18 protein-coding genes are annotated in these 20149 nt (G+C 60.6%); 6 read left to right on the plus strand and 12 right to left on the minus strand.

Translation table 11 applies throughout. The annotated features are described in order from the left end of the window. Positions 1–52 precede the first annotated feature (52 nt). The gene (gene betC / locus BN77_RS05775) at positions 53–1567 is read right to left on the minus strand and encodes a choline-sulfatase (RefSeq protein ID WP_007529422.1); all 1515 of its coding nucleotides are present in this window, start codon (positions 1565–1567) and stop codon (positions 53–55) included. A gap of 194 nt (positions 1568–1761) precedes the next feature. On the opposite strand from betC, the gene BN77_RS05780 reads away from it, so the two are divergent. Then, positions 1762–2664 carry a choline sulfate utilization transcriptional regulator gene (locus tag BN77_RS05780; RefSeq protein WP_007529424.1) on the plus strand — a complete coding sequence of 301 codons (903 nt, stop codon included), beginning with the start codon at positions 1762–1764 and terminating at the stop codon, positions 2662–2664. Positions 2665–2672: 8 nt separating this feature from the next. Here the strand turns inward: BN77_RS05780 and otsA are convergent, their stop codons facing one another. The 6 genes from otsA to BN77_RS05810 all read right to left on the minus strand — a co-directional run bounded on the left by otsA (position 2673) and on the right by BN77_RS05810 (position 9922). Further along, positions 2673–4049 carry an alpha,alpha-trehalose-phosphate synthase (UDP-forming) gene (otsA, locus tag BN77_RS05785; protein WP_007529426.1) on the minus strand — a complete coding sequence of 459 codons (1377 nt, stop codon included), beginning with the start codon at positions 4047–4049 and terminating at the stop codon, positions 2673–2675. Between the two features lie 40 nt (positions 4050–4089). After that, positions 4090–4884 carry a trehalose-phosphatase gene (gene otsB, locus BN77_RS05790; protein ID WP_007529429.1) on the minus strand — a complete coding sequence of 265 codons (795 nt, stop codon included), beginning with the start codon at positions 4882–4884 and terminating at the stop codon, positions 4090–4092. A gap of 103 nt (positions 4885–4987) precedes the next feature. Continuing rightward, positions 4988–6448 carry a S10 family peptidase gene (locus BN77_RS05795; protein WP_244426207.1) on the minus strand — a complete coding sequence of 487 codons (1461 nt, stop codon included), beginning with the start codon at positions 6446–6448 and terminating at the stop codon, positions 4988–4990. Between the two features lie 146 nt (positions 6449–6594). Beyond that, a complete protein-coding gene (locus BN77_RS05800; protein WP_007529433.1) occupies positions 6595–7887 on the minus strand; it encodes a CynX/NimT family MFS transporter in 1293 nt (430 codons plus the stop codon). After that, positions 7884–8561 carry a FadR/GntR family transcriptional regulator gene (locus tag BN77_RS05805; RefSeq protein WP_007529435.1) on the minus strand — a complete coding sequence of 226 codons (678 nt, stop codon included), beginning with the start codon at positions 8559–8561 and terminating at the stop codon, positions 7884–7886. Before BN77_RS05805 ends, BN77_RS05800 begins: the two co-directional genes overlap by 4 nt. 449 nt (positions 8562–9010) lie before the next feature. Continuing rightward, a complete protein-coding gene (locus BN77_RS05810) occupies positions 9011–9922 on the minus strand; it encodes a pirin family protein (RefSeq protein ID WP_007529438.1) in 912 nt (303 codons plus the stop codon). A 262-nt stretch (positions 9923–10184) separates the two neighbouring features. On the opposite strand from BN77_RS05810, the gene BN77_RS05815 reads away from it, so the two are divergent. Beyond that, positions 10185–10994 (plus strand): class II glutamine amidotransferase, encoded by an 810-nt coding sequence (locus tag BN77_RS05815; protein ID WP_007529439.1) that lies wholly within the window; start codon positions 10185–10187, stop codon positions 10992–10994. Here the strand turns inward: BN77_RS05815 and coaBC are convergent. Continuing rightward, entirely contained in the window at positions 10984–12192 is a 1209-nt protein-coding gene (coaBC, locus tag BN77_RS05820) for a bifunctional phosphopantothenoylcysteine decarboxylase/phosphopantothenate--cysteine ligase CoaBC (RefSeq protein ID WP_007529441.1), read from the minus strand. The two genes, BN77_RS05815 and coaBC, sit on opposite strands and share 11 nt — an antisense overlap. A 121-nt stretch (positions 12193–12313) precedes the next feature. On the opposite strand from coaBC, the gene BN77_RS05825 reads away from it, so the two are divergent. Then, positions 12314–12718 carry a hypothetical protein gene (locus tag BN77_RS05825; protein ID WP_007529444.1) on the plus strand — a complete coding sequence of 135 codons (405 nt, stop codon included), beginning with the start codon at positions 12314–12316 and terminating at the stop codon, positions 12716–12718. 63 nt (positions 12719–12781) lie between these two features. Next, positions 12782–14146, plus strand: coding sequence for a PepSY-associated TM helix domain-containing protein (locus BN77_RS05830; protein WP_007529446.1), 1365 nt, complete (start codon positions 12782–12784; stop codon positions 14144–14146). A gap of 103 nt (positions 14147–14249) precedes the next feature. Here BN77_RS05830 and BN77_RS05835 read toward each other — a convergent pair whose 3' ends face one another. Both BN77_RS05835 and BN77_RS05840 read right to left on the minus strand, forming a co-directional pair. Next, positions 14250–14999, minus strand: a complete 750-nt coding sequence (locus BN77_RS05835; protein WP_007529449.1) for an SDR family oxidoreductase — start codon at positions 14997–14999, stop codon at positions 14250–14252. Between the two features lie 125 nt (positions 15000–15124). Next, positions 15125–15889 carry an SDR family oxidoreductase gene (locus BN77_RS05840; RefSeq protein ID WP_007529451.1) on the minus strand — a complete coding sequence of 255 codons (765 nt, stop codon included), beginning with the start codon at positions 15887–15889 and terminating at the stop codon, positions 15125–15127. A gap of 126 nt (positions 15890–16015) precedes the next feature. Here BN77_RS05840 and BN77_RS05845 point away from each other — a divergent pair, with 126 nt between their 5' ends. After that, positions 16016–16921, plus strand: coding sequence for a LysR family transcriptional regulator (locus tag BN77_RS05845; RefSeq protein WP_007529453.1), 906 nt, complete (start codon positions 16016–16018; stop codon positions 16919–16921). On the opposite strand, the gene BN77_RS05850 is transcribed toward BN77_RS05845, so the two are convergent. Then, positions 16922–17794 carry a LysR family transcriptional regulator gene (locus tag BN77_RS05850; RefSeq protein WP_007529455.1) on the minus strand — a complete coding sequence of 291 codons (873 nt, stop codon included), beginning with the start codon at positions 17792–17794 and terminating at the stop codon, positions 16922–16924. A gap of 96 nt (positions 17795–17890) precedes the next feature. Between BN77_RS05850 and BN77_RS05855 the strand changes: the two genes are divergently transcribed. After that, the gene (locus BN77_RS05855) at positions 17891–19186 is read left to right on the plus strand and encodes an MFS transporter (protein ID WP_007529457.1); all 1296 of its coding nucleotides are present in this window, start codon (positions 17891–17893) and stop codon (positions 19184–19186) included. Here the strand turns inward: BN77_RS05855 and BN77_RS05860 are convergent, their stop codons facing one another. Beyond that, complete coding sequence (locus BN77_RS05860) at positions 19187–20062, minus strand: DMT family transporter (RefSeq protein ID WP_007529459.1); 876 nt, start codon at positions 20060–20062, stop codon at positions 19187–19189. Between the last annotated feature and the right edge of the window lie 87 nt (positions 20063–20149).

Genomic DNA, 20149 nt, shown 5'->3' on the forward strand with positions numbered 1-20149 from the left:
GGGCTCCTGTTTTGCGGCTGACTGTATCGGCAAGGGTGTGCCGGCCGCAATCTCACTCGCCGCGCGGATAGCGCTGGCTTTCCTCCAGCACGTTCAGATCCATGTGATTGCGCATGTAGCGCTCGGAAGCCCTTTGCAGCGGCTGATAATCCCAAGGATAGTAGGCGCCGTTCCGTAGCGCCTCGTAGACCACCCAGCGGCGCGCCTGGCTTTCGCGCACGGCGGCATCGAAATTCCGCAGGTTCCAGCGTATCTCGGACTGGGCGGTGAGCCTGGTCAGAACATCGCCATACTCCGCATCGCATGCGAGGTTGTTCAATTCCCTTGGGTCCGCCTCGAGATCGAACAGCATCGGCGGATCCTTGTCGCAAAGCGTCAGCTTGAAGCGGCCGTCCCGAAGGCACACGAGCGGCGCCTCCGACCCTTCGGCAGCATATTCCATGGGCACCGGGCCGCGGCCGCCACTGCCCGTCGCAAGTGGCGTCAGGTCCTCGCCATCTGTCCATGGCGCCAGTTTGGCAATGTCGATCCCCGCCAGTGCCGCGAGTGTCGGCGTCACGTCGAGCGTCGAGACCGGCTGCTGAACGCAAGCCGATGCCCACCCCGGCGCCGCAATCGTCAACGGCACCCGCGACGAACCTTCGAAGAAGCACATCTTGAACCAGAGGCCACGGTCGCCGAGCATGTCGCCATGGTCGGACACGAAAAGCACGATTGTGTTGTCAGCCATCCGCCCGCGCTCGAGCACGTCAAGGATCTCGCCGATCTTATCGTCGATATAGGAGATATTGGCAAAGTAGCCCCGACGCGCGTGCCGGATCTGTTCCCGGGTAATCTCGAACGCATCGTAGTCGCAGGCCTTCAACAGGCGCTGTGAATGCGGATCCTGCTGGTCAAAGGGAATAGCATCGACATCAGGATCGAGTGCCGGGGAATTTTCATAGAGATCCCAATACTTGCGCCGCGCGACATAGGGGTCGTGCGGATGGGTAAAGCTCACCGTCAGGCACCAGGGGCGATCGTCAAGACGGCGGGAGAGGTCGTAGAGCTTGCGGGTCGCGTTGTAGGTGACCTCATCGTCGTATTCCATCTGATTGGTGATTTCGGCAACGCCGGCACCCGTGACGGAGCCTAGATTGTGGTACCACCAATCGATGCGCTCGCCGGGGTTGGTGTAGTCGGGCGTCCAACCGAAATCGGCCGGATAGATGTCGGTCGTCAGACGTTCCTCGAAGCCATGCAACTGGTCGGGGCCGACGAAATGCATCTTTCCTGAAAGGGCGGTGTGATAGCCCGCGGCGCGCAGGTGATGCGCGAAGGTCGGGATATCGGACGCGAATTCGGCCGCGTTGTCATAGACGCGGGTCCGGCTCGGCAGCTGCCCCGACATGAAGGATGCGCGTGCAGGCGCGCAGAGGGGACTTGCCGTATAGGTGTTGGCAAAGCGTACCGAACGCTCTGCCAATGCTCTCAGATGCGGCGCGTGAAGGAAATCGGCCGGCCCGTCGCGAAACAGCGTGCCATTGAACTGATCGACCATCAGAATGAGAATATTCGCGCGCGCCATGCCAACATGTCCTTCGTATATCGGGGGGCGGAAACGTAGCTGGGTCGCTAGGCGTCTTCCAGCCCGTATCGCTCCCAATTTACCGCAGAGATTCCCGCCTCATCTCAAGTTTGCCATTTGATCAGTTTATTGATTATCAATATTGCCAGGCCTGTGAAGTGGTCATTTTTCGACATCTCCTCTAAGGATTTTTTATGGAAAGCCGCCGCGTCGATCTTGGGTGGTTGCGCATTTTCGCTGTAATCGGCAAGGCAGGGAGTCTGTCGGCGGCGGCAAGTGCTCTTGGCCTCACGCAGCCGGCGGTCAGCTATCAGATTCGCCGTCTGGAAAAGCAGCTTGGTGTCAGCCTCTTGAAGCGCCAGCATCGAGGGGTGCAGCTAACGCCGGAAGGCCTGCGTCTGCTTGATATTGTAACGAGGAGCGTCACCGAGATCGACCAACTGGCGCGGAGTTTCCGCAACGAAACCGATCGACCAACCATCAGGCTGCATACCGATTATGCCTTTTCAGCGTTATGGCTCATCCCACGGATGCATGCGTTTCGCGCACTTCATCCAAACGTTGACATTCAGATTGTTGCGACACAACGAACATCGGCCGACCGCGCGGACGACGGCGACGTCGCTGTGGTGTTCGGTACTCGATGGGAGTTCGAATGCCATCCCGTTCTGCTTCTGCCGGAAAGGGTCATGCCTGTCTGTACGCAAGGCTTCCTCGATCGCCATGGCGCCATCTCCACGCCGGCGGACCTTGCACGCGCACGCCTGATCCACCTCGACGCCGCGGAGCCGCCGCCTTGGTTCGACTGGCGGCGGTACTTTGCCGAACTCGGTGTCAGTCGCAATCCATACGCGGGGCAGGGCGATCTCAGCTTCAACACGTACTCCTTGGTCGTGCAGGCGGCGGTCGGCGAGCAGGGTGTTGCCATCGGATGGATGGGCCTCGTCGACGCGCTGCTCGGCTCAGGGATGCTGAAAACCGTGGGTCCAATGCTGGAAGCGCCGGATCGGGGCTACTGGCTATTGCCGCCGCGCAGAAGTGATGTTCAGAGCGATCTGCTTGCGACATGGCTGAAGGCAGAGGCGGGTATAAGCTGAGCTTGCTCTTAGGCGGTCAAGTCGTTGAGGAAGTCGTCGCGCCAGCGAGACACGTCGTGTTCCATGAGGTAATCCATCATCCGCCGCCAGCGTTCCTGGCGCTCCTCGAGCGGCATATTCAGGGCACGCGCCAGTGCGTTGGCGGTTCCTTCGATGTCATAGGGATTGACCAGCAACGCGCCGTTTTTCAATTCACGGGCTGCGCCGGCAAAGCGCGAAAGCACCAGTACGCCCGCATCCTCCGGGTCCTGCGCAGCCACATACTCCTTTGCCACGAGGTTCATGCCGTCGCGAAGCGGCGTGACCAGTCCGACCTTGGCCAGCCGATAGAGACCTGCAAGGATCGGACGACTGACGGACCGGTTGATGTACCGGATCGGCACCCAGTCCACTGTACCCAAGGCGCCATTGACGCGACCTGCCTGCTCAGCGACGGTGCGCTGCATCTGTTCGTATTCCGGGACTTCCGAGCGCGACTTCGGCGTGATCTGGAGGTATGTGACCTTGCGCTGGTGGGCTGGATTGTTGACGATGAAGCGCTCGTATGCATCGAGCCGCTGGGTGATACCCTTCGAATAGTCGAGTCGGTCGACGCCTATAATGAGGTCGCGGTCCTTAACGCTCTGCCGCGCTCTCTGCACCATATGGTGGCTGCCAGCCTTTTTGGCGAATTCGGCAAAGGCAGCCGTTTCGATGCTGATGCCATAGGCTCCGCCCTTGAAAATCTTGCCATTTGCGGTGAAGCGGCCATCACCGATCGCGTCGCCCATATCCTCGCGACGAAGGCACCCGGCGAAGTTCTCGAGATCATGATCGGTCTGAAAGCCGACGAGGTCGTAAGCCGCCAGGCCGTGCATGATCTCCTCATGGACCGGCATAGTGTAGAGCACATCGGCGGGCGGCCAGGGAATGTGCAGGAAGAAGCCTATACGGTTCCTGAAGCCCATCTGCCGCAATTCCGCGGCGAGCGGAATCAGATGGTAGTCATGCACCCAGATAATGTCGTCCGGCCGCAGCAGTGGCGCCAGCCGATGTGCGAAGAAGCGGTTGACGCGGAAATAACCCGCCATCTCCTTGCGGCCGTACTCCGCGAGATCCAGGCGGTAGTGACAGATCGGCCAGAGCACGCGATTGGCGAACCCGTAATAATACTCTTCGACATCCTTGCCGGTGAGATCGGTCAATGCATAGGTGACCTTACCCTCTTCCGTCAGGGATAGGGGGCGGGGCTCGTCATTTTCGCTCGACTTGCCTGACCAGCCCATCCAGATGCCGCCGCGTTCCTCAAGTGCTGCCTTAAGCGCCACCGCCAATCCGCCGGCGGATGCAGCGCCCTCTTTCACGGGAGCCGGCACGCGATTGGAGATGATAACGAGACGGGACACAAAAGTTCCTTTCCTGGGAAGACGGCGTGTCATGCCTGGATCAAATGGCGAACTGCGCGATCAGTTCCCGCACCACCGATGCGGAAGGCAACGTCAGGGTGGCGGCGGTTTCAAAGAAAGCGCCGACCCGAACCGAGAGGCCGCCCCGGCGATTGGCTACGCGGAACATAGCCTCGTCGGTGACGTCATCACCGATCACGATCGGACGCCTGCCAACAAACGGTGGCATCGAGAGAAACGCCTCGACGGCCTGTCCTTTGTCCGCGCTGGCAGGGCGGATCTCGAGGACCATCTTGCCTCGCTGCAGGGTCCAGTCCGGCCCGGCCCTGGTGAGCAGCCGCTCCATGATCGGCCCCACCTGCGCCTGCCGTTGCGGCGCCAGACGGTAGTGGGCGGCAACTGCCGCTCCCTTGTCTTCTATAAGCACGCCCTCCAGGCCTTCAGTCTCCTTGCGGAGATCCGCCTTTAGAACCTCGAAGGCGGCCGTCGTTTCTGCCTTTGCGACCTTGCCGTCTGGTCGGCGCAATTCGGCTCCGTGCAAGCCGGCCATCGGAAATCGAAATGGTGAGAACAACTCGTCAGCGTAGGCGAGCGCTCGCCCCGTGACCAAGGCAAGCGCGCCACCGAGCCTTCGCGACGCGATCTCAAGGCTTGCAGGCAGAAACGGCGGTACGACAATCGCATCAGGCACCTCGGCCAGATCGAGCAATGTCCCATCGATATCGAGAAAAAGGGCGCAATCTTGCGGGGAGGACGAAAGAGCGCTTAGCAGTTCCTTCTGCCCCGAAGCCGGTTGCGGCATCTTGGCAGAAAATGGCTCACAGGGGTACGACATGGTGACTTACCTATGTCGGGATCGGCTGAAGGCAACAGGTCCTAACTCAATAACGCGAGGAGATCTCAGATTTTATCGTGGAATCCGTGTACTGATCAGCTGTTCATTCAGCCGGTGTTGTGCCCGAGTGCCCGGTGAAGAAGGCCCTGGCATCGGCGGTAAAGGTGGCGCGTTGGTCGGCCCGCGTGTAAAACATGTGTCCGCCCCGATAGACCTTCAGCGCCACCCGCTCGCCGTCAAGCGACGCAGGGAGATGGTCGACAACATAGCGGCTGACCCCATAGGGCGTCACAAGATCGCTATAGCCATGGACGATCAGCAGGCGGAATTTCGGATTGGCGGCAAGAAGTTGGCGGATATCGTCGGTAACGCTCGCCTGCCGCATGGAGCCGCCGCCGCGTCCGCCCCACTCCCACCTGCGACCGATATCGCCATCGAGCAGCGAATAAGTCAGGTCGGTCTTAAAGGCGAGTTCACTGCGCGCATAGTCGGCGAAGGCCCCGCCATATGCGCGGGTGAAGCCGTCGAGGATCGCGTCCTCGCCACGATCGGAGTCTGACTCTGGATAAGGATCGGGCGTCGAGAACGCCGCGTCGTAGGGGCTGACGACTCGTCCGTCCTCGGCTGATTTCTTGGCATAAGCATTTGCGAGGAAGCCGCGGTTCTTCGCCACGACATCTTCGTGAATGCCGGTCATGCTCGCAATCTTTCCGTAAAAGGCTTTGGCCGCGTCACCGGTCGGCGCAGGGCCGGCGAGCGTTGTGAGATAGTCGCCAAGGGCAAATCTCTCAGCTTCTTTTTGCTGTGTTTCATCGAACGCGTTGTGTCTGTCCATATTCGCTGCGGCAAGCGAGGGGAGCTCGAGTGCCGCGCCAAGCGCAAACTGATCGGCGTTGAACATTAGTTGCCCCTCGAGCAGCGGCGAAAGCATGATCGCGCCAGAGACGATGATGCCTTGGCTGTCCTTCAGAGCGCCTGCGACTTTGGCGGCTCGAAAGCCGCCATAGCTCTCGCCGAGAAGATACTTGGGCGAGCCGGATCGATTGTTGTGAGCGACGTAAAGAGCGATCGCCTTCGCAATGCTCTCGGCGTCGGAATTGACGTTGTAGTATTTGGAGGCGTCGTCGGCCTTGGCGGTCCGGCTCCAGCCCGTTCCGATTGGGTCGATGAATACAAGATCGGTAAAGTCGAGCCAGGTGTCCGGGTTGTCGATCAATCTTGCTTCGGCCCCGTCGTCGCCGCTCGGGCCGAAGTCCAGGATACGCGGCCCCATAAGGCCGAGATGCAGGAATGCCGAAGCGGCACCGGGGCCGCCATTGAAGGCAAAGGTCAGCGGACGGTCTGGGGCTCCGTTCTTCGCGACATAGGCCGTGTAGAATATGGCGCCTGTTTTAACGCCGTCTAGTGCGAAGAGATCCAGCGTCCCGGCCGTGGCCACATAGTCGAGGGACCGCTCGCCGATCCTTATTGTGTGGCGGGTGACCGAGTCATCAGGCAACAGCCTGAGCACCCCATCGCCCGGTGAACCTTGTGGGGCAGGTTCGCTCCGACCCTCCTGCGACATGGCGGGAGCGAGCGGCCAAAGCAAGGCTGTTGCGAGCAGAATGGCGGATAGAAACCGCAAAACTTGTCCTCCGACGAAAGGGGCACTGAGGCGCCAGCCTAGCATCGGCCCGGTGGGGGAGAAATCAACAGATGGTGAGGCAGGCGTCATCTAGCCTTCTCGATCGTCCACACATTTACGTATTGCGCGCGTCCGGCATTCCAGCCATTGATCGCCGCGCCAGCGCCAAGCACGACGAAAAGCACCGCTGACCAGGCAAAGCTGCCGGTCCAGCTGCGGATCAGCCCGACCACGAGAGGACCGATCGCGGCAAGGAGGTAGCCGACGCACTGTGCCATGCCGGAAAGGTGTGCCGCGACATGCGAATCGCGGGACCGCAGCACAATCGTCGTCATGGCCACGGCGATCAGGCCGCCCTGGCCGATTCCCTGCAGCACGGCCCAGACCCAGACGGTTGAGAGCGGCGCAAACAGCAGACCGAACAATGCAACGACAGCAAGGGCGCAGAGTGACGCGTTGATCACCCGCTGGTCCTTGCCCCTTACCGCGATCTGCGGGGCAACGAGGCATGCTGCGGCCTGAACCATCACCGATACCGAAACGATCGCTCCGGCAGTAACGCCGTCGACGCCCCGTTCACGCAGGATCGGACCAAGCCAGCCGAAAACGCAATAGGCCAGCGCCGACTGCAGCCCCATGAAAAGCGTGACCCGCCAGGCCAGACGGTCGCACCAGAGCCCCTGGACAGAAAAGCCGGTGCGCTTGATCTGCTTCCTCGTGGACAGCACTTGCGGCAACCAGATGATCGCGACAATCAGCGCGGGTAGTCCCCACCCGGCAAGCGCGCCGGAGAGAGAGCCGCTAAGAATGCGCTCGAGCGGCAGCGTGAAACCCGCAGCGCTTGCCGCGCCGGCGCAAAGCGCCATCGTGTAGAAGCCGGTCATCAGCGCGGCGCGATCGGGAAAGTCACGCTTGACCAAGCCCGGCAGCAACACGTTCCCGACAGCAATGCAGGCGCCGGCAAGCGCAGTGCCGACGAAGAGGAGCGGAATCGAGGAGAGACCGCGGAGAGCTGTCCCGAGCGCCAGCAGAATGAGTACGCCCAGCAGTGTACGCTCGGCGCCGATCCGCTGAGCAAGCCGAGGTGCCAGCGGCGAAAAGGCGCCGAGGCAGACGACGGGCAGGGTGGTCAGCAGGCTGGCGCCGACCGACGAGAGGCCGAGCTCCTTCTTGATTTCGGGCAACAGAGCGGAGGCACTGGAAAAGACAGGACGAAGGTTGAAAGCAATCAGAACGAGGCTTGCCCCGAGCAGAAATCGTGCCGCGGCGCCGCTGCCAACCGGCGGCTGCGGCTGCGGGACGCTGTCCGCTTCGGCATCGATGAGCTGTTCGCCCGTTAGATCGTAAGCGAAGGTAGGATCCTGAAGGGGCGCTATCATGAATGAAGCATCCGGTCGAGAGCACTGATGACGGGGGCCATGAAGCGGCGAACGGCTGCATCGGCCTGTTGCGGATCGCCGGTGGCGATCGCGTCGATGATGTCGGCATGCGCCCGCATATCAGGTTCGGGAATCTCAGCATCCAAAGTCGCCTCAATCGTTTCGGCAATCGAGGCGGAAAAGAATTGATAGATTTCGATCATCGCACGGTTGGCGCTGGCAGCAATAATCGCCTTGTGGACGGCAAGATCTCGCTCGACGAAGGCGCTCTTGTCGCCACCTTCGAAATTGCCTCGGTGTGCAAGAAGTAACCGTAACTCTGCAATGATCTCAGGGGTTTGTCGTACCGCAGCCAGTCGCGCGGCCTCGACATCGAGCGCGCACCGCGCTTCAAAGAGATCGCGCAGACTAGCGCGGCGTGCCATCGTGAGCGGAAGCCGTGTGTCCGTGGTCGAGAGCACGTAGGTTCCAGAGCCCTGGCGCGTCTCGAGCAGCCCTTGCGACACCAGCACCCGCACCGCCTCGCGGACTGTGCCGCGGCTGACGGACAGCATGGACGACAGCGTCGCCTCGTTGGGCAATTTCTCGCCGACGGCCCACCTTTTTCCCAGGATCTCGGCGCGGATTGCCTCAATGGCGGTGTCCGCAAGCCTCGTTTTTGCGAGTGGTTCCATCATCCTATTCATCAAATCATCTGATGACCTTAAGAATACTTCGGAAGCATGGTCTTCGTCAATGCTGTGTCGAAAATGGAAAAGGGCCGCGTGAAGCGACCCTTTCCATGAGTTCTGGCCCTATAAATGGCCGGACCGTCAAAGCGGTCCTAGGAAGGTGGGGTTAGAGCGAGGGCTGCCTCGCTTTCGTCACCACTTCCATGCCTTTTACGAGGTCTGAAATCTCATTAGACATTGGATCACCTTCCTTTCGTTCTGTTGTCGATGAGAAGAAGGTAGGATGATTCGCTCGCGATGCAAGAAAAAATTCCGCCCAAGATCTCGCCATAACTTCCGGGCTACGTGATTTCATCTCCGCGCCGCTGGCAACACTGTAATGTTTTAAAACGGTTATTGCCGTATGGCATCGACACGCAGCTTCAGCATCAAGGCCTGTGGATTAAACCGGCTCAATGTGCTGCCTTGATGAACGTGCCGTTCTGCAGTTCTCGCATCGCCTTCATGATCTCCTCTCGCGAGTTCATGACGATCGGCCCGTGCCAGGCGACGGGCTCTTCGATCGGCTTGCCCGAAACGAGCAGAAAGCGGACGCCGTCGTCGCCGGCCTGTACGGTTACCTCATCACCGCTGTCGAAGACGACCAGGGTTCGGTTGCCGGACATGTCGCGGATGTTCAACTCTTCACCGTTGACCTCCTTCTCGACACGGATGCCGAGCGGCTTGGAGGCGTCGCGGAACGTGCCGGAGCCTGCGAAGACATAGGCAAAGGCGTTGCGGTAGGTATCGACCGGCAGGCGCTTCTTCTTGCCTGGCGGCACCGAGACATCAAGATAAATCGGTTCGGCTGCCACGCCGTCGACCGGGCCCGCCTTGCCCCAGAAGTCGCCGCAGATCACGCGAACGGCCGTGCCGTCGTCATCGACCACAACAGGAATGTCGGCGGACTTTACGTCCTGATAACGCGGCGCCGTCATCTTCAGCGAGGAGGGCAGGTTGGCCCAGAGCTGGAAACCGTGCATCCGTCCGGCAAAGTCGCCCTTTGGCATCTCCTGGTGCATGATGCCGCTTCCAGCCGTCATCCACTGGATGTCGCCGGCGCTCAGCAGACCGCGATTGCCGAGGCTGTCCCCGTGCTCCACCGTGCCGGCGAGCACATAGGTGATCGTCTCGATGCCGCGGTGCGGATGCCAGGGAAAGCCGCGAATATATTCCGCCGGATTGTCGTTGCGGAAATCGTCCATCATCAGGAATGGATCGGTCATCGACGGATCTCCGAAGCCGAAGACGCGATGCAGCTTTACGCCGGCGCCTTCCATAGTCGGCGTTGCAGTGCTCATATGCTTTACGGGACGGATCGACATGGCATCCTCTCGAAGGTTCAACTTGACCGGAAATATAGCCATCGAGCCGGCCTCTGCGAAACCGGCAGAGGCGGGAACGCACTGTTCACAAAAGAAGATGCGGCATCGCGCAATGTGATCGCGCCATCCGCCAGAAATTTGTCATCTTCTGCTTGCAAGCCACGGCGCGGTTCAGATCTTATTAACCATCAGATTCGACAATCATTGTCGCGTTTCAGCATTCTCCCGCCTCCAACAGCGCGGGTTCCGGAGTGGAAAAAGCATGTGTCGCTGGGCAGCCTATCGCGGAGACCCCCTCTATCTGGAGGAGCTGGTGTCTTCGCCCGCGCACTCCCTGATCGAGCAATCGCATTGCGCCACCCGCGCCAAGACCCCCACCAACGGCGATGGCTTTGGCATCGCCTGGTACGGCGACCGCCCGGAACCGGGACGCTACCGCGACACATTGCCGGCCTGGTCCGATTGCAATCTCAAGAGCCTTGCACGGCAGATCCGTTCACCTTTGTTCCTCGCGCACGTGCGCGCGGCGACGGGCGGCGGTACTCGTCGTGACAACTGTCACCCTTTCACCTTCGGCATCTGGTCCTTCATGCACAACGGCCAGATCTCAGGCTTTGAACGGCTGCGCCGCCCGATGGAGGCCATGCTGGATGACGAACTCTTCAATGCCCGCGGCGGGACGACTGATTCCGAACTGATGTTTTTGCTCGCCCTCCAGTTCGGTCTACAGCAGACGCCGGTGGCTGCGATGACGGAGATGATCCGCTTCGTTGAAGGCCTTGCCGCGAAGCTGCTTGGATCGGTGTTGTTGCGCTATACGGCAGCCTTTTCCGATGGCAAGGCGCTCTATGCGATCCGCTATGCGACGGACCGAAAGGCGCCGACACTTTACGCCTCACCGCTCGGCAAGGGTTATTGCCTGGTGTCGGAACCGCTAAATGATGACGTCGATGCCTGGGCGGAAATCCCGGATGGCAGCGCCGTTACGCTCGGCGACAATGGTCTCGATATCGCACCGTTTCGTCCGGCTCAGGCAGTCTTAAAGGCCGCCCCGATCGCGGTCAGCGCTTGAGTCGTTCGGCAATCATCGCCGCGAGCCTCGTTGCAACCTCTTCCTTCGTAAGATCCGGCCACTGCTCGATGCCGCTGTGGCTGACGATTTTCACCCTATTGCGGACGCCGCCCATAATACCGGTTGTCGGAGAAACATCGTTGGCGACGATGATATCGGCACCCTTGCGATCAAGCTTTGCCCTGGCGTTACTCTCGACATCCTGGGTTTCCGCTGCAAAACCGATCACCAGTTTTGGTCGCATTGTATGATGGCCGACCGTTTTTAAAATATCGGGATTTTCGGTCAGCGCGAGCGTCGGAATGGATTCGCCCGGATGCTTCTTGATCTTCTGGTCGGCGGCTGATGCAACGCGCCAGTCGGCGACTGCCGCAACCATCACGGCAACATCGGCCGGCAGCGCGGCAAGCACGGCATCCCGCATCTGGTCCGCTCGCTCGACATGGATCACCTTGACCCCGACCGGATCGGCAATGGAGACCGGTCCGGAAACGAGCGTCACATCCGCGCCAAGCGTTGCAAGCGCGGCGGCGATCGCATGCCCCTGGCGGCCGGAGGAGCGATTGGCGATGTAACGCACAGGGTCGATCGGCTCGTGGGTTGGCCCGGAGGTGACGATCGCCCTGTGGCCGGCAAGCGGCTTCGGTCCATCGTGGAGCAATGCTTCTGCGGCGGCGACGATCTCGAGCGGCTCGGCCATCCGCCCAACGCCCGCTTCGCGGCTCTCTGCCATCTCGCCTGGCATGGGTCCGACGAAGCGAATGCGGTCGCCGCGCAGCGTCTCGATATTGCGCTTTGTCGCAGGATGCGCCCACATATGCGGGTTCATGGCGGGTGCGGCGAGAACAGGTCGGTCGGTCGCAAGCAAAACCGTCGAGGCAAGATCGTCCGCAAGCCCGTTTGCCATCTTGGCGAGCAGGTCTGCCGTCGCCGGCGCGATCACGACGAGGTCGCAATCGCGCGCCAACCGGATATGGCCGACATCCTGCTCGTCCTGCCGCGAGAAAAGGTCGGTGAACACATGGTCGGCAGCAAGTGCGCCGACGGCAAGCGGTGTCACGAATTCCTGCGCGCCGGTTGTCATTAGCGGTCGAACGGACGCGCCCCGCTCTCTGAACCGCCGGATCAGGTCCAGGCTTTTATAGGCCGCGATCCCGCCTGAAATGATGAGGAGGATGCGTTTGCCGCTGAGAACCATGGCTTTTTCCGTCGATTACCCTGATTGCTTCAAACCCTAAGCCTTTGGGGAATAATAAGCAATCGGCAGTGGAAGCATCGGTCGCAGTGACAATGCCGCCTTCCTGTGGCATGAGCGAAACATGGGGACCATGCGCAGCATCTTGCGGGATCGAGTATCGGCCAGCGCCGTCGCGCTGTTGCTTGCCTGCCTGCTTTTGATCCAGGGGCTGCTGACCGGGGCTGCGCAGGGCGCCATGGCGGTTCCCGCCGCTGATCCCGCCGCGATTTGCTCCTCAGTTGGACATGGTTCCGTTAATGACGCCCTCCACGGCAATTTGCCGGCTAAGAAAGCGCCTGAATGCCCGCGTGGCACGCTTTGCCGGCTGGCATCGGCGGCGATCCCGGCAATTCTCGGCGGGCAGGCGGGGCCTCTTTATGTCGCGGTCGAGACTTCGATCGATGCAATGATCCGAGTGGATGAAGTCGTTTGGCTTGCATTACGCGGACGGATCGCCGAACCACGTGCGCCTCCAATCATGTCCTGACGTCGTCGTCGCCCGCCTCCACGCTTTGCGTAGAGGCCGATTTTCTTTCGTTGGGAGTCCTCTATGTCCGATCTCATTGTCGGTCGCGAGAGCGTTGGCGCTTCGCGCTCCGCCTCCGACCTATACCGCGCCGTCTGGCGTTGGCATTTTTACGCAAGCCTGCTCGTCCTGCCTTTCATGTTCACACTGGCAATCACCGGCGGCATTTATCTCTTCAAGGATGAGATCGAGGCGACGATCCATTCCGATCTCAAACGGGTCGAAGCGCAGCCGGGCATAAATCGGGCGGCACCTTCAGCGATGGTGGCCGCCGCCCTCGCCGTCCACCCCGGGATCGCGGTCAAGTTCACCGACCCGGCCACGCCCGATGCCTCCGCCGAAATCACCGTTGGCACACAAGGGGAAGGCAGACTTGTCGTCTACGTCAATCCCTACACCGCTGAGGTGCTGGGCGCATTACCGGATCACGGCACCGTCATGTGGAGGATCCGCAACCTTCACAGCCTCAAATATTTCGGGAACCACGCACGCATGCTCATCGAGATCACCGCCGGATGGTCGATCCTCCTCGTCGTCACGGGCATCTATCTATGGCCTCGTCGACAGACCGGTGGTGTTCTCTCCGTTCGCGGCACGCCGAAGCGGCGGGTCTTCTGGCGGGACATGCACGCCGTGACCGGGATCCTCGTCGGCTTCTTCATCGTCTTTCTGGCGATTACCGGCATGCCTTGGTCAGGGGTCTGGGGCGGCAAAGTCAATGAATGGGCGAACGGCAATAATTTCGGCTATCCCGCAGGGGTGCGCGTCGCCGTACCGATGTCCGACGAGCATCTCGATCACATTGCCAAGACCTCGTGGTCGCTGGAGCAGGCGCAGGTACCGCAGTCTCCCGGGCACGCGCATCATGCTCAGCCGATCGGTCTCGACGACGCTGTCGCCACCTTCGACCGTTTTGGCCTGCATCGTGGCTACGTCGTCAACATGCCGACCAAAGCGGATGGCGTGTTTACCGGCTCGGTCTATCCCGACGATCTCTCCCGGCAGCGGGTCGTGCATCTCGACCAGTATTCCGGAACGCCGCTGATCGACATGAGCTATGCCGACTACGGTCCTCTGGGCAAATCACTCGAATGGGGCATCAACACACATCTCGGTCAGCAATTCGGACTTGCGAACCAGGTCGTGCTGCTTGCCGCTTGTGTGGCGATCATCCTGCTTGCGGCGTCGGCTGCGGTGATGTGGTGGAAACGGCGCCCGGCTGGATCGCTCGGCGTTCCACCTATGCCGGCCGACAAGCGCATATTTCGCGTCCTTATTGCGATTCTCGCTATCGGCGGGGTGCTCTTCCCGCTGGTCGGCTTGTCGCTGGTGTCCATGCTCGGCTTGGACCGGCTCTATGTTCGATCCAGAAGGTTGCGGTCGATTTGAGAGGGATCTGGGCAGTCTCGCGTCCCCCCCAGTCTTATGCAGTAGAGAGGCCGTCGAGGAAAGTTCCGTGGCTTCTCTTAGGAATCCTGTCGGGTCTCGATGCTCAGAGGTTGCTCATCCCGCCATCGATGACGAGCTCACTGCCGACGATGTAGGCAGCTTCATCGGAAGCGAGAAAGATGATCGTCTTGGCAACCTCGCCGGCGTCGCCGAAGCGGCCGACCGGGATTTGCGCCTGGATCTGCGAAGCCATGGCGTTGGCGTCGGCTTCCGACATGCCGAACTTGCCATAAAGTGGTGTCGCAATCGGGCCGGGGCTGACGGCGTTGACGCGAATGCCGCGGCCGATCAGTTCACCGGAGAGGGTCTTTGCGAGCGTCAGCAGTGCGCCCTTGGTCAGGGCGTACACGCTCGAATTCGGCATGCCGATATGGGCGTTGATCGACGTGTTGAGAACGATGGATGCCTGCTTCGAGAAAATTGGCAGCAGAGCTTGAATGAGGAAGAACGGACCTTTGACGTTGATCGCGATCGACTTGTCGAAGGCTCCCTCACTCCATTGTTCGAGCGGGCCGAATTCGGCCACGCCGGCATTGACGAACAGGATGTCGAGATGGCCGAAGGCCTCCTTGATCGCACCGGCGACGATTTTCTGGCCGGCTGCGTTGCCGGCATCTGCCTGTATGACCAAGGCCTTGTCGCCGAACTCAGCACGCGCGGCCGCTACGCTCTTCTCGCTGCTGCCGGTAATCGAGACACGAGCGCCTTCGGCGATGAATTGACGTGCAGTTTCGAGGCCTATGCCGCTGGTGCCGCCGGTTATGAGGGCTGTCTTGTTCTCTAAACGAGTCATTGTCTTGGATCCTTGTATTCGCGTTTGACGAGCACCCTTTAGCGGGCGAAGAAAGCAATGAAAATCGGCTACGATGTTCCGCTCTTCCGGAGAGCGTCTCCCATCCGAGCGAACATCTATAGAACTCAGGTGCGGGTGATCGAGGCGCCGCCATCGACGAGCGAGGCTGTGCCGGTAACGAAGCTGGAGTCGTCGGATGCGAAGTAGAGCACCGAGCGGGCAAGCTCGTCCGGGGCGGCAACGCGCTTCAGTGCATGCAGGTTGGTTACAAAATTCTGCTTGCCTTCGGTATTGTTCATTTCACGGTACATGTCCGTGTCGACCGCACCCGGCAGGACCGCATTGACGCGAACGTTCTTCGGTCCGAATTCGGCGGCGAGCGCCTGTGTCAGGCCAATCAGGCCGGATTTGCTGGCGGCATAACCTGCAACGCCCGGGAAGGCGAAGCTGTAGCCGACGAAGGTCGATGTGAAGATGACGGAGCCGCCGCCGTTCTTTTCCATCTGCGCGATCTGGTGCTTGGCAGCCAGGAAGGACGCCGTCAAGTTGATCGTCAGAGCCTCGGCGAATCCGGCCTCCGAAACACCGGTGCTAGGCCCGGCTTCGCCAAGGATGCCAGCATTGTTGAACGCAACGTCGAGCTTGCCATAGCGATTGACGGCGGTGGCGACCAGCGCCTTGTGATAGTCTTCCGAGCGAACATCGCCGGCAACGGCCACAGCTTCTCCGCCGGCTGTCTTGATCTCTTCGACAAGGCTGTTTAGCTCTGCCTGGCGGCGAGCGCCGACCACGACCTTCGCGCCTTCGGCGGCAAAGAGCTTTGCTGTTGCCCGGCCGATGCCGGCACTGGCGCCGGTGACGATGGCGACTTTTCCATTCAAGCGATTCATTGTTCCATCTCCAGTGTGGTTTGTGGGATGGCGATTGCCGTCCCTTTCGATAGCCTGAAGATGGCATTTTCCTTTCGTTCGGATTAGTCTTCAAATGGTGGAACTCGAATTCGGATTTGCCGAACGATGATCAGGGTTGAGGGAATAACGGCGTTCGTGGCGATCGTGGAATCCGGCTCGGTCAGCGAGGCCGCCCGGCGCTTGAGGTTGTCAAAATCTGTCGTCAGCGAGCGGCTGGCGGAGCTTGAAAAGTCGCTTGGCGGAGTGCTCCTGCATCGCACCACGCGAAAACTCACCTTGACGGAAGACGGCGCGGCCTTTCTGAAGCGCGCGACACGGATCGTTCAGGAAATCGAGGAGGCCACCGCTGAGATGGCGGTACGGCGCGGCACGTTGTCCGGCCCGTTGCGGATTGCAGCGCCCGTCACCTTTGGGCGCATGCATCTTGGCCCTGCGCTTTATCCGTTTCTTGCCGCCCATCCGGAAATTCAGCTGGTGCTCGACATCGACGACCGCCGCGTCGACGTCTCCTCGCAAGGCTATGACGCCGTGGTCCGCCATGGCCCGATCGTCGATTCCCGGCTGGTCGTGTGGAAGCTCAGCCGCAGCCGCAGGCTTTTGGTGGCATCGCCGGATTATCTCAGCCGCAATGGTGTGCCGAAGACCCTTGCCGATCTCGATGGCCACAAAGGCATTTTCTATACCAATCGGGGTGTCGCGGACTGGCGGTTCCAGACGCCGGATGGGGCAATCGTCGTGCGGTCAAGCCAGGCCGTCGGCATGAACAATGGCGACATGATCCGAGATGCCGCCGCCGCGGGGCTTGGCATCGCGCTTTTACCAGCATTCATTGCGGGTCCCGCAATAAGTTCGGGAGAGCTGCAGGAGATCGATGTCGGGTACAGACCAGAAGCCGAATTCATCTACATGGCGCATCCGGAGGGCCGCAATCCCTCCGCCAAGCTGCGCGCTGTAGCGGATCACCTGCGCAAAACCTTTGGCGATCCGCCCTACTGGGATCCTGCCGGCTGATCATATGAGGCTCATCATGTTTGCGGCGACGCGTGACCGCTGCGCCCTCAGCATCGCAAGCCCTAGACGTGCCACTAGCGGCGGTCCCTCAATCGCTCGATAGGCCACGCCGTCGAGTGCCAGATGGGCGATCGAGGCCGGTACGATCGACACGCCGAGGTCGGCGGCGACAAGGTTGACGACGGAAGGGATCTGCGGCGCCTCCTGTGTCACGACGAGCTCGAAACCCGCATCGCGGCAGCCGCGCACGATGTCATCATAGAGACTGAGACCAAACGTGCGCGGAAACAAGATGAACGGTTCGCCCGCAAGTGCAGAGAGCGGGACTGTCTCGTATTTTGTAAGGGGGTGGCGTACCGGCAGGGCGATCAGCATCGGCTCGTCCGCAAGCCGCTTAAGGACGACTTCTTTCGGATCCTCTAGACCAGGCCTGAGGAAGGCGACGTCGATTTCCTGCCGCAGCAACTTCTCCATCAGCCAATTGCTGTTCATCTCGGTCAAAGAAAGGCTGACATCCGGCCACTGTCCGCGAAAGCGACGGATTGTGCCACTGACCGCCGTGTTGAAGGCAGAGGATGCGGTAAAGCCGAGCGCCAGCCGCCCTGTCTCGCCACGGTTTGCGCGCTTTGCGGCAAGCTTCGCTTTCTCGGCAGCCGCGATGGCAGCGCGCCCTTCCGGCAGAAAGGCGCTGCCTGCCTCCGTCAATTCCGCACCATGTGGAACGCGATGAAAAAGCGCGGCTCCGATCTCGTTCTCAAGGTCGCGGATTTGCTGGCTGAGCGGCGGCTGACCGATGCCGAGCTTCGCCGCTGCGCGGGTGAAATTTCCCTCTTCGGCCACGGCCAAGAAATAGCGGATATGGCGCAACTCCATCGGTATCTCCAAAAGCTATGAAGAATAGCAACTTCATATATTGGACAAATGGAGTCCCGCTGGCTAGATCAAAAGGCGTGAAAGGTTGGTACCCTCATGCAACGCGCCGCAGACAAGCCTCTCGACGTCTCCGAAATCCACCCGCGTCCAAATCTCCACCTGCTGCGAAGGACGGCGGAACTGCAGGACAAGCAGTTTCTGCTGCGCGGTACATCGTCCCATCGACGCGCAAGCCTCGCACTCTTCCTCTCCGGTTTTGCCACCTTCTCTCTTCTCTATTGTGTGCAGCCACTGATGCCAATCTTTGCCACGGACTTCGCAGTGAGCCCTGCCGCGAGTTCATTGTCGTTGTCCCTGTCTACCGGTTTCCTCGCCGTCGCCATCTTCTGTGCGGCGGCCGTCTCCGAAAGCTTCGGCCGTCGCAGCTTGATGTTCGTCTCTCTGCTTGGTGCTTCCCTGTGCACGATCGCCTGCGCCCTCGTGCCGAGTTGGCACGCCCTGCTTGTCGTCCGGGCGCTTGAGGGGCTGTTGCTCGGTGGTGTGCCGGCCGTTGCGATGGCCTACCTCTCCGAGGAAATCGATCCGCGTGGACTTGGCGCTTCGATGGGCCTCTATATCGCTGGAAATGCCTTCGGTGGTATGGCTGGCCGCGTCGTTACCGGCATGCTTGCTGAATTTTCATCATGGCGTATTGCATTGGGTTCGCTTGGCGTGCTTGGCCTTGCCGCGGCAATCGGCTTCGTCCTGCTGCTCCCCGCATCGCGCAATTTTACGCCGTGCAAGGTTTTTGACGCTCGGTTTCACCTGAGGGCGTGGGTCGGCCATATCAGTAATCCGGCGATGCCGTTGCTCTTTGCTATCGGCTTTCTCGCCATGGGCAGCTTCGTCACGGTCTACAACTACATTGGATTTCGCCTCGTTCAGCCACCATACAGTCTCAACCAGACCGAGCTCGGCCTGATCTTCACGGTCTATCTGTTTGGAATCGCCGCATCCTGGATCGCGGGCCTGCTTGGAGATCGGATTGGCCATTTCATTGTGCTGCCGGCTGGCATTGCGATTGCCGCCGCCGGCGTGGCGGTTACACTTTCATCCGCCTTGCCGCTAATCGTGCTTGGCATTGTGCTGCTGACGTCGGGTTTCTTCATCGCGCACTCGGTTGCGAGCGCCCTTGTCGGCCGCCTTGCCCTCGTGACCAAGGGGCATGCTTCCGCGCTCTATCTACTGTCTTATTACATCGGTTCCAGTGTTGCCGGTTCGGTCGGAGGCTATTCCTGGGGCGCCGATCGCTGGAATGGCGTTGTTGCCTTCACGCTTTCGCTGCTGGCTATCGGAATGATCGCGGCGCTCGCGGCCGCAATGTTGGCAACGGCGGAGGCGATCGTAAACTGACTAAACATTCTTCAAGGTTCGCCGCGGCGGAGCCCCTCTCACGCCGCTCCACAGGTACCAAAAGACGGAGATCAGGATGATCCCGCCACCGATGATCGTGGAAAGAGCTGGCGTCTCGGAGAAGACGAGCCAGACCCAGAGCGGACCGAGCACGACATCGAGCAAACCGATCAGCCCAGCCTCGCTCGACGGAATATAGCGACCACCGGTCATGAATAGCAGATAGGCGATTCCCGATGTCGTCGATCCGAAGAGGGCAAGCACGAGGATTTCCTGGGGGCTCGGCATCACGTGCGACATCAGCGGCAGGCAGAGCAGCACGCAGAAGCCAGACCCAAGCGCGTTGACCGGCGCCAGCCGCAGCGCGGGGTAGCGCCGCGCTGCCACGAGCAAAACGCTGAAGGTCAGCGTCATCAGGAAGGCCAGCGCATTGCCGGCGATGTCCTGAGGCCTCGCGCTGAAGCCTGCAACGATAAGGACGCCGACAAAGGCGATGAGGCTCGCGATCAGCACGCGCCTGCTGATCTTCTCCCTCATCCAGAGATAAGCGATGGCCGCAGCGACAAACGGAACGGTGGCATAGATCGCAAGCACGTTGGCAACGGTCGTCAGCTTCAACGCGCCGATATAGCCATACATCGAAATGGCGGCCATGAGACCAAACAGCGGATACAAATACAGCGATACCTTGCCGGCCTCCGCGCTGATCCGCTTCTTTGCAAAGATGATGATTGCCAGCGCCAGCCCGCCAAACAGTGATCGCCATCCGAGCACGGTCCAGACATCGAGATCGAGCGCCCGGACGAAGAGCCCCGCGGTGCTCCACATGATCGTAGCAATGCTGACGAGGAGCGTACCGTAGGTGCGAGCCTGCATGGCGAGGTCCGTTCATTAGAAGGCAGCGTCGGTTCGACATCTGATACCTATCAGTCAGGCGCGCCGCGCGATCGATCCTTTGCGTCA

The organism is Rhizobium mesoamericanum STM3625, from assembly GCF_000312665.1.
Lineage (GTDB): Bacteria > Pseudomonadota > Alphaproteobacteria > Rhizobiales > Rhizobiaceae > Rhizobium > Rhizobium mesoamericanum.

What these genes read in the sequence shown, in the direction of transcription:
- betC (WP_007529422.1), bottom strand. Translation starts at nt 1,567, where the DNA reads ATGGCGCGCGCGAATATTCTCATTCTGATGGTCGATCAGTTCAATGGC.
- BN77_RS05780 (WP_007529424.1), top strand. Translation starts at nt 1,762, where the DNA reads ATGGAAAGCCGCCGCGTCGATCTTGGGTGGTTGCGCATTTTCGCTGTA.
- otsB (WP_007529429.1), bottom strand. Translation starts at nt 4,884, where the DNA reads ATGTCGTACCCCTGTGAGCCATTTTCTGCCAAGATGCCGCAACCGGCT.
- BN77_RS05795 (WP_244426207.1), bottom strand. Translation starts at nt 6,448, where the DNA reads ATGTCGCAGGAGGGTCGGAGCGAACCTGCCCCACAAGGTTCACCGGGC.
- BN77_RS05800 (WP_007529433.1), bottom strand. Translation starts at nt 7,887, where the DNA reads ATGATAGCGCCCCTTCAGGATCCTACCTTCGCTTACGATCTAACGGGC.
- BN77_RS05805 (WP_007529435.1), bottom strand. Translation starts at nt 8,561, where the DNA reads ATGGAACCACTCGCAAAAACGAGGCTTGCGGACACCGCCATTGAGGCA.
- BN77_RS05810 (WP_007529438.1), bottom strand. Translation starts at nt 9,922, where the DNA reads ATGTCGATCCGTCCCGTAAAGCATATGAGCACTGCAACGCCGACTATG.
- BN77_RS05815 (WP_007529439.1), top strand. Translation starts at nt 10,185, where the DNA reads ATGTGTCGCTGGGCAGCCTATCGCGGAGACCCCCTCTATCTGGAGGAG.
- coaBC (WP_007529441.1), bottom strand. Translation starts at nt 12,192, where the DNA reads ATGGTTCTCAGCGGCAAACGCATCCTCCTCATCATTTCAGGCGGGATC.
- BN77_RS05825 (WP_007529444.1), top strand. Translation starts at nt 12,314, where the DNA reads ATGGGGACCATGCGCAGCATCTTGCGGGATCGAGTATCGGCCAGCGCC.
- BN77_RS05830 (WP_007529446.1), top strand. Translation starts at nt 12,782, where the DNA reads ATGTCCGATCTCATTGTCGGTCGCGAGAGCGTTGGCGCTTCGCGCTCC.
- BN77_RS05835 (WP_007529449.1), bottom strand. Translation starts at nt 14,999, where the DNA reads ATGACTCGTTTAGAGAACAAGACAGCCCTCATAACCGGCGGCACCAGC.
- BN77_RS05840 (WP_007529451.1), bottom strand. Translation starts at nt 15,889, where the DNA reads ATGAATCGCTTGAATGGAAAAGTCGCCATCGTCACCGGCGCCAGTGCC.
- BN77_RS05845 (WP_007529453.1), top strand. Translation starts at nt 16,016, where the DNA reads ATGATCAGGGTTGAGGGAATAACGGCGTTCGTGGCGATCGTGGAATCC.
- BN77_RS05850 (WP_007529455.1), bottom strand. Translation starts at nt 17,794, where the DNA reads ATGGAGTTGCGCCATATCCGCTATTTCTTGGCCGTGGCCGAAGAGGGA.
- BN77_RS05855 (WP_007529457.1), top strand. Translation starts at nt 17,891, where the DNA reads ATGCAACGCGCCGCAGACAAGCCTCTCGACGTCTCCGAAATCCACCCG.
- BN77_RS05860 (WP_007529459.1), bottom strand. Translation starts at nt 20,062, where the DNA reads ATGCAGGCTCGCACCTACGGTACGCTCCTCGTCAGCATTGCTACGATC.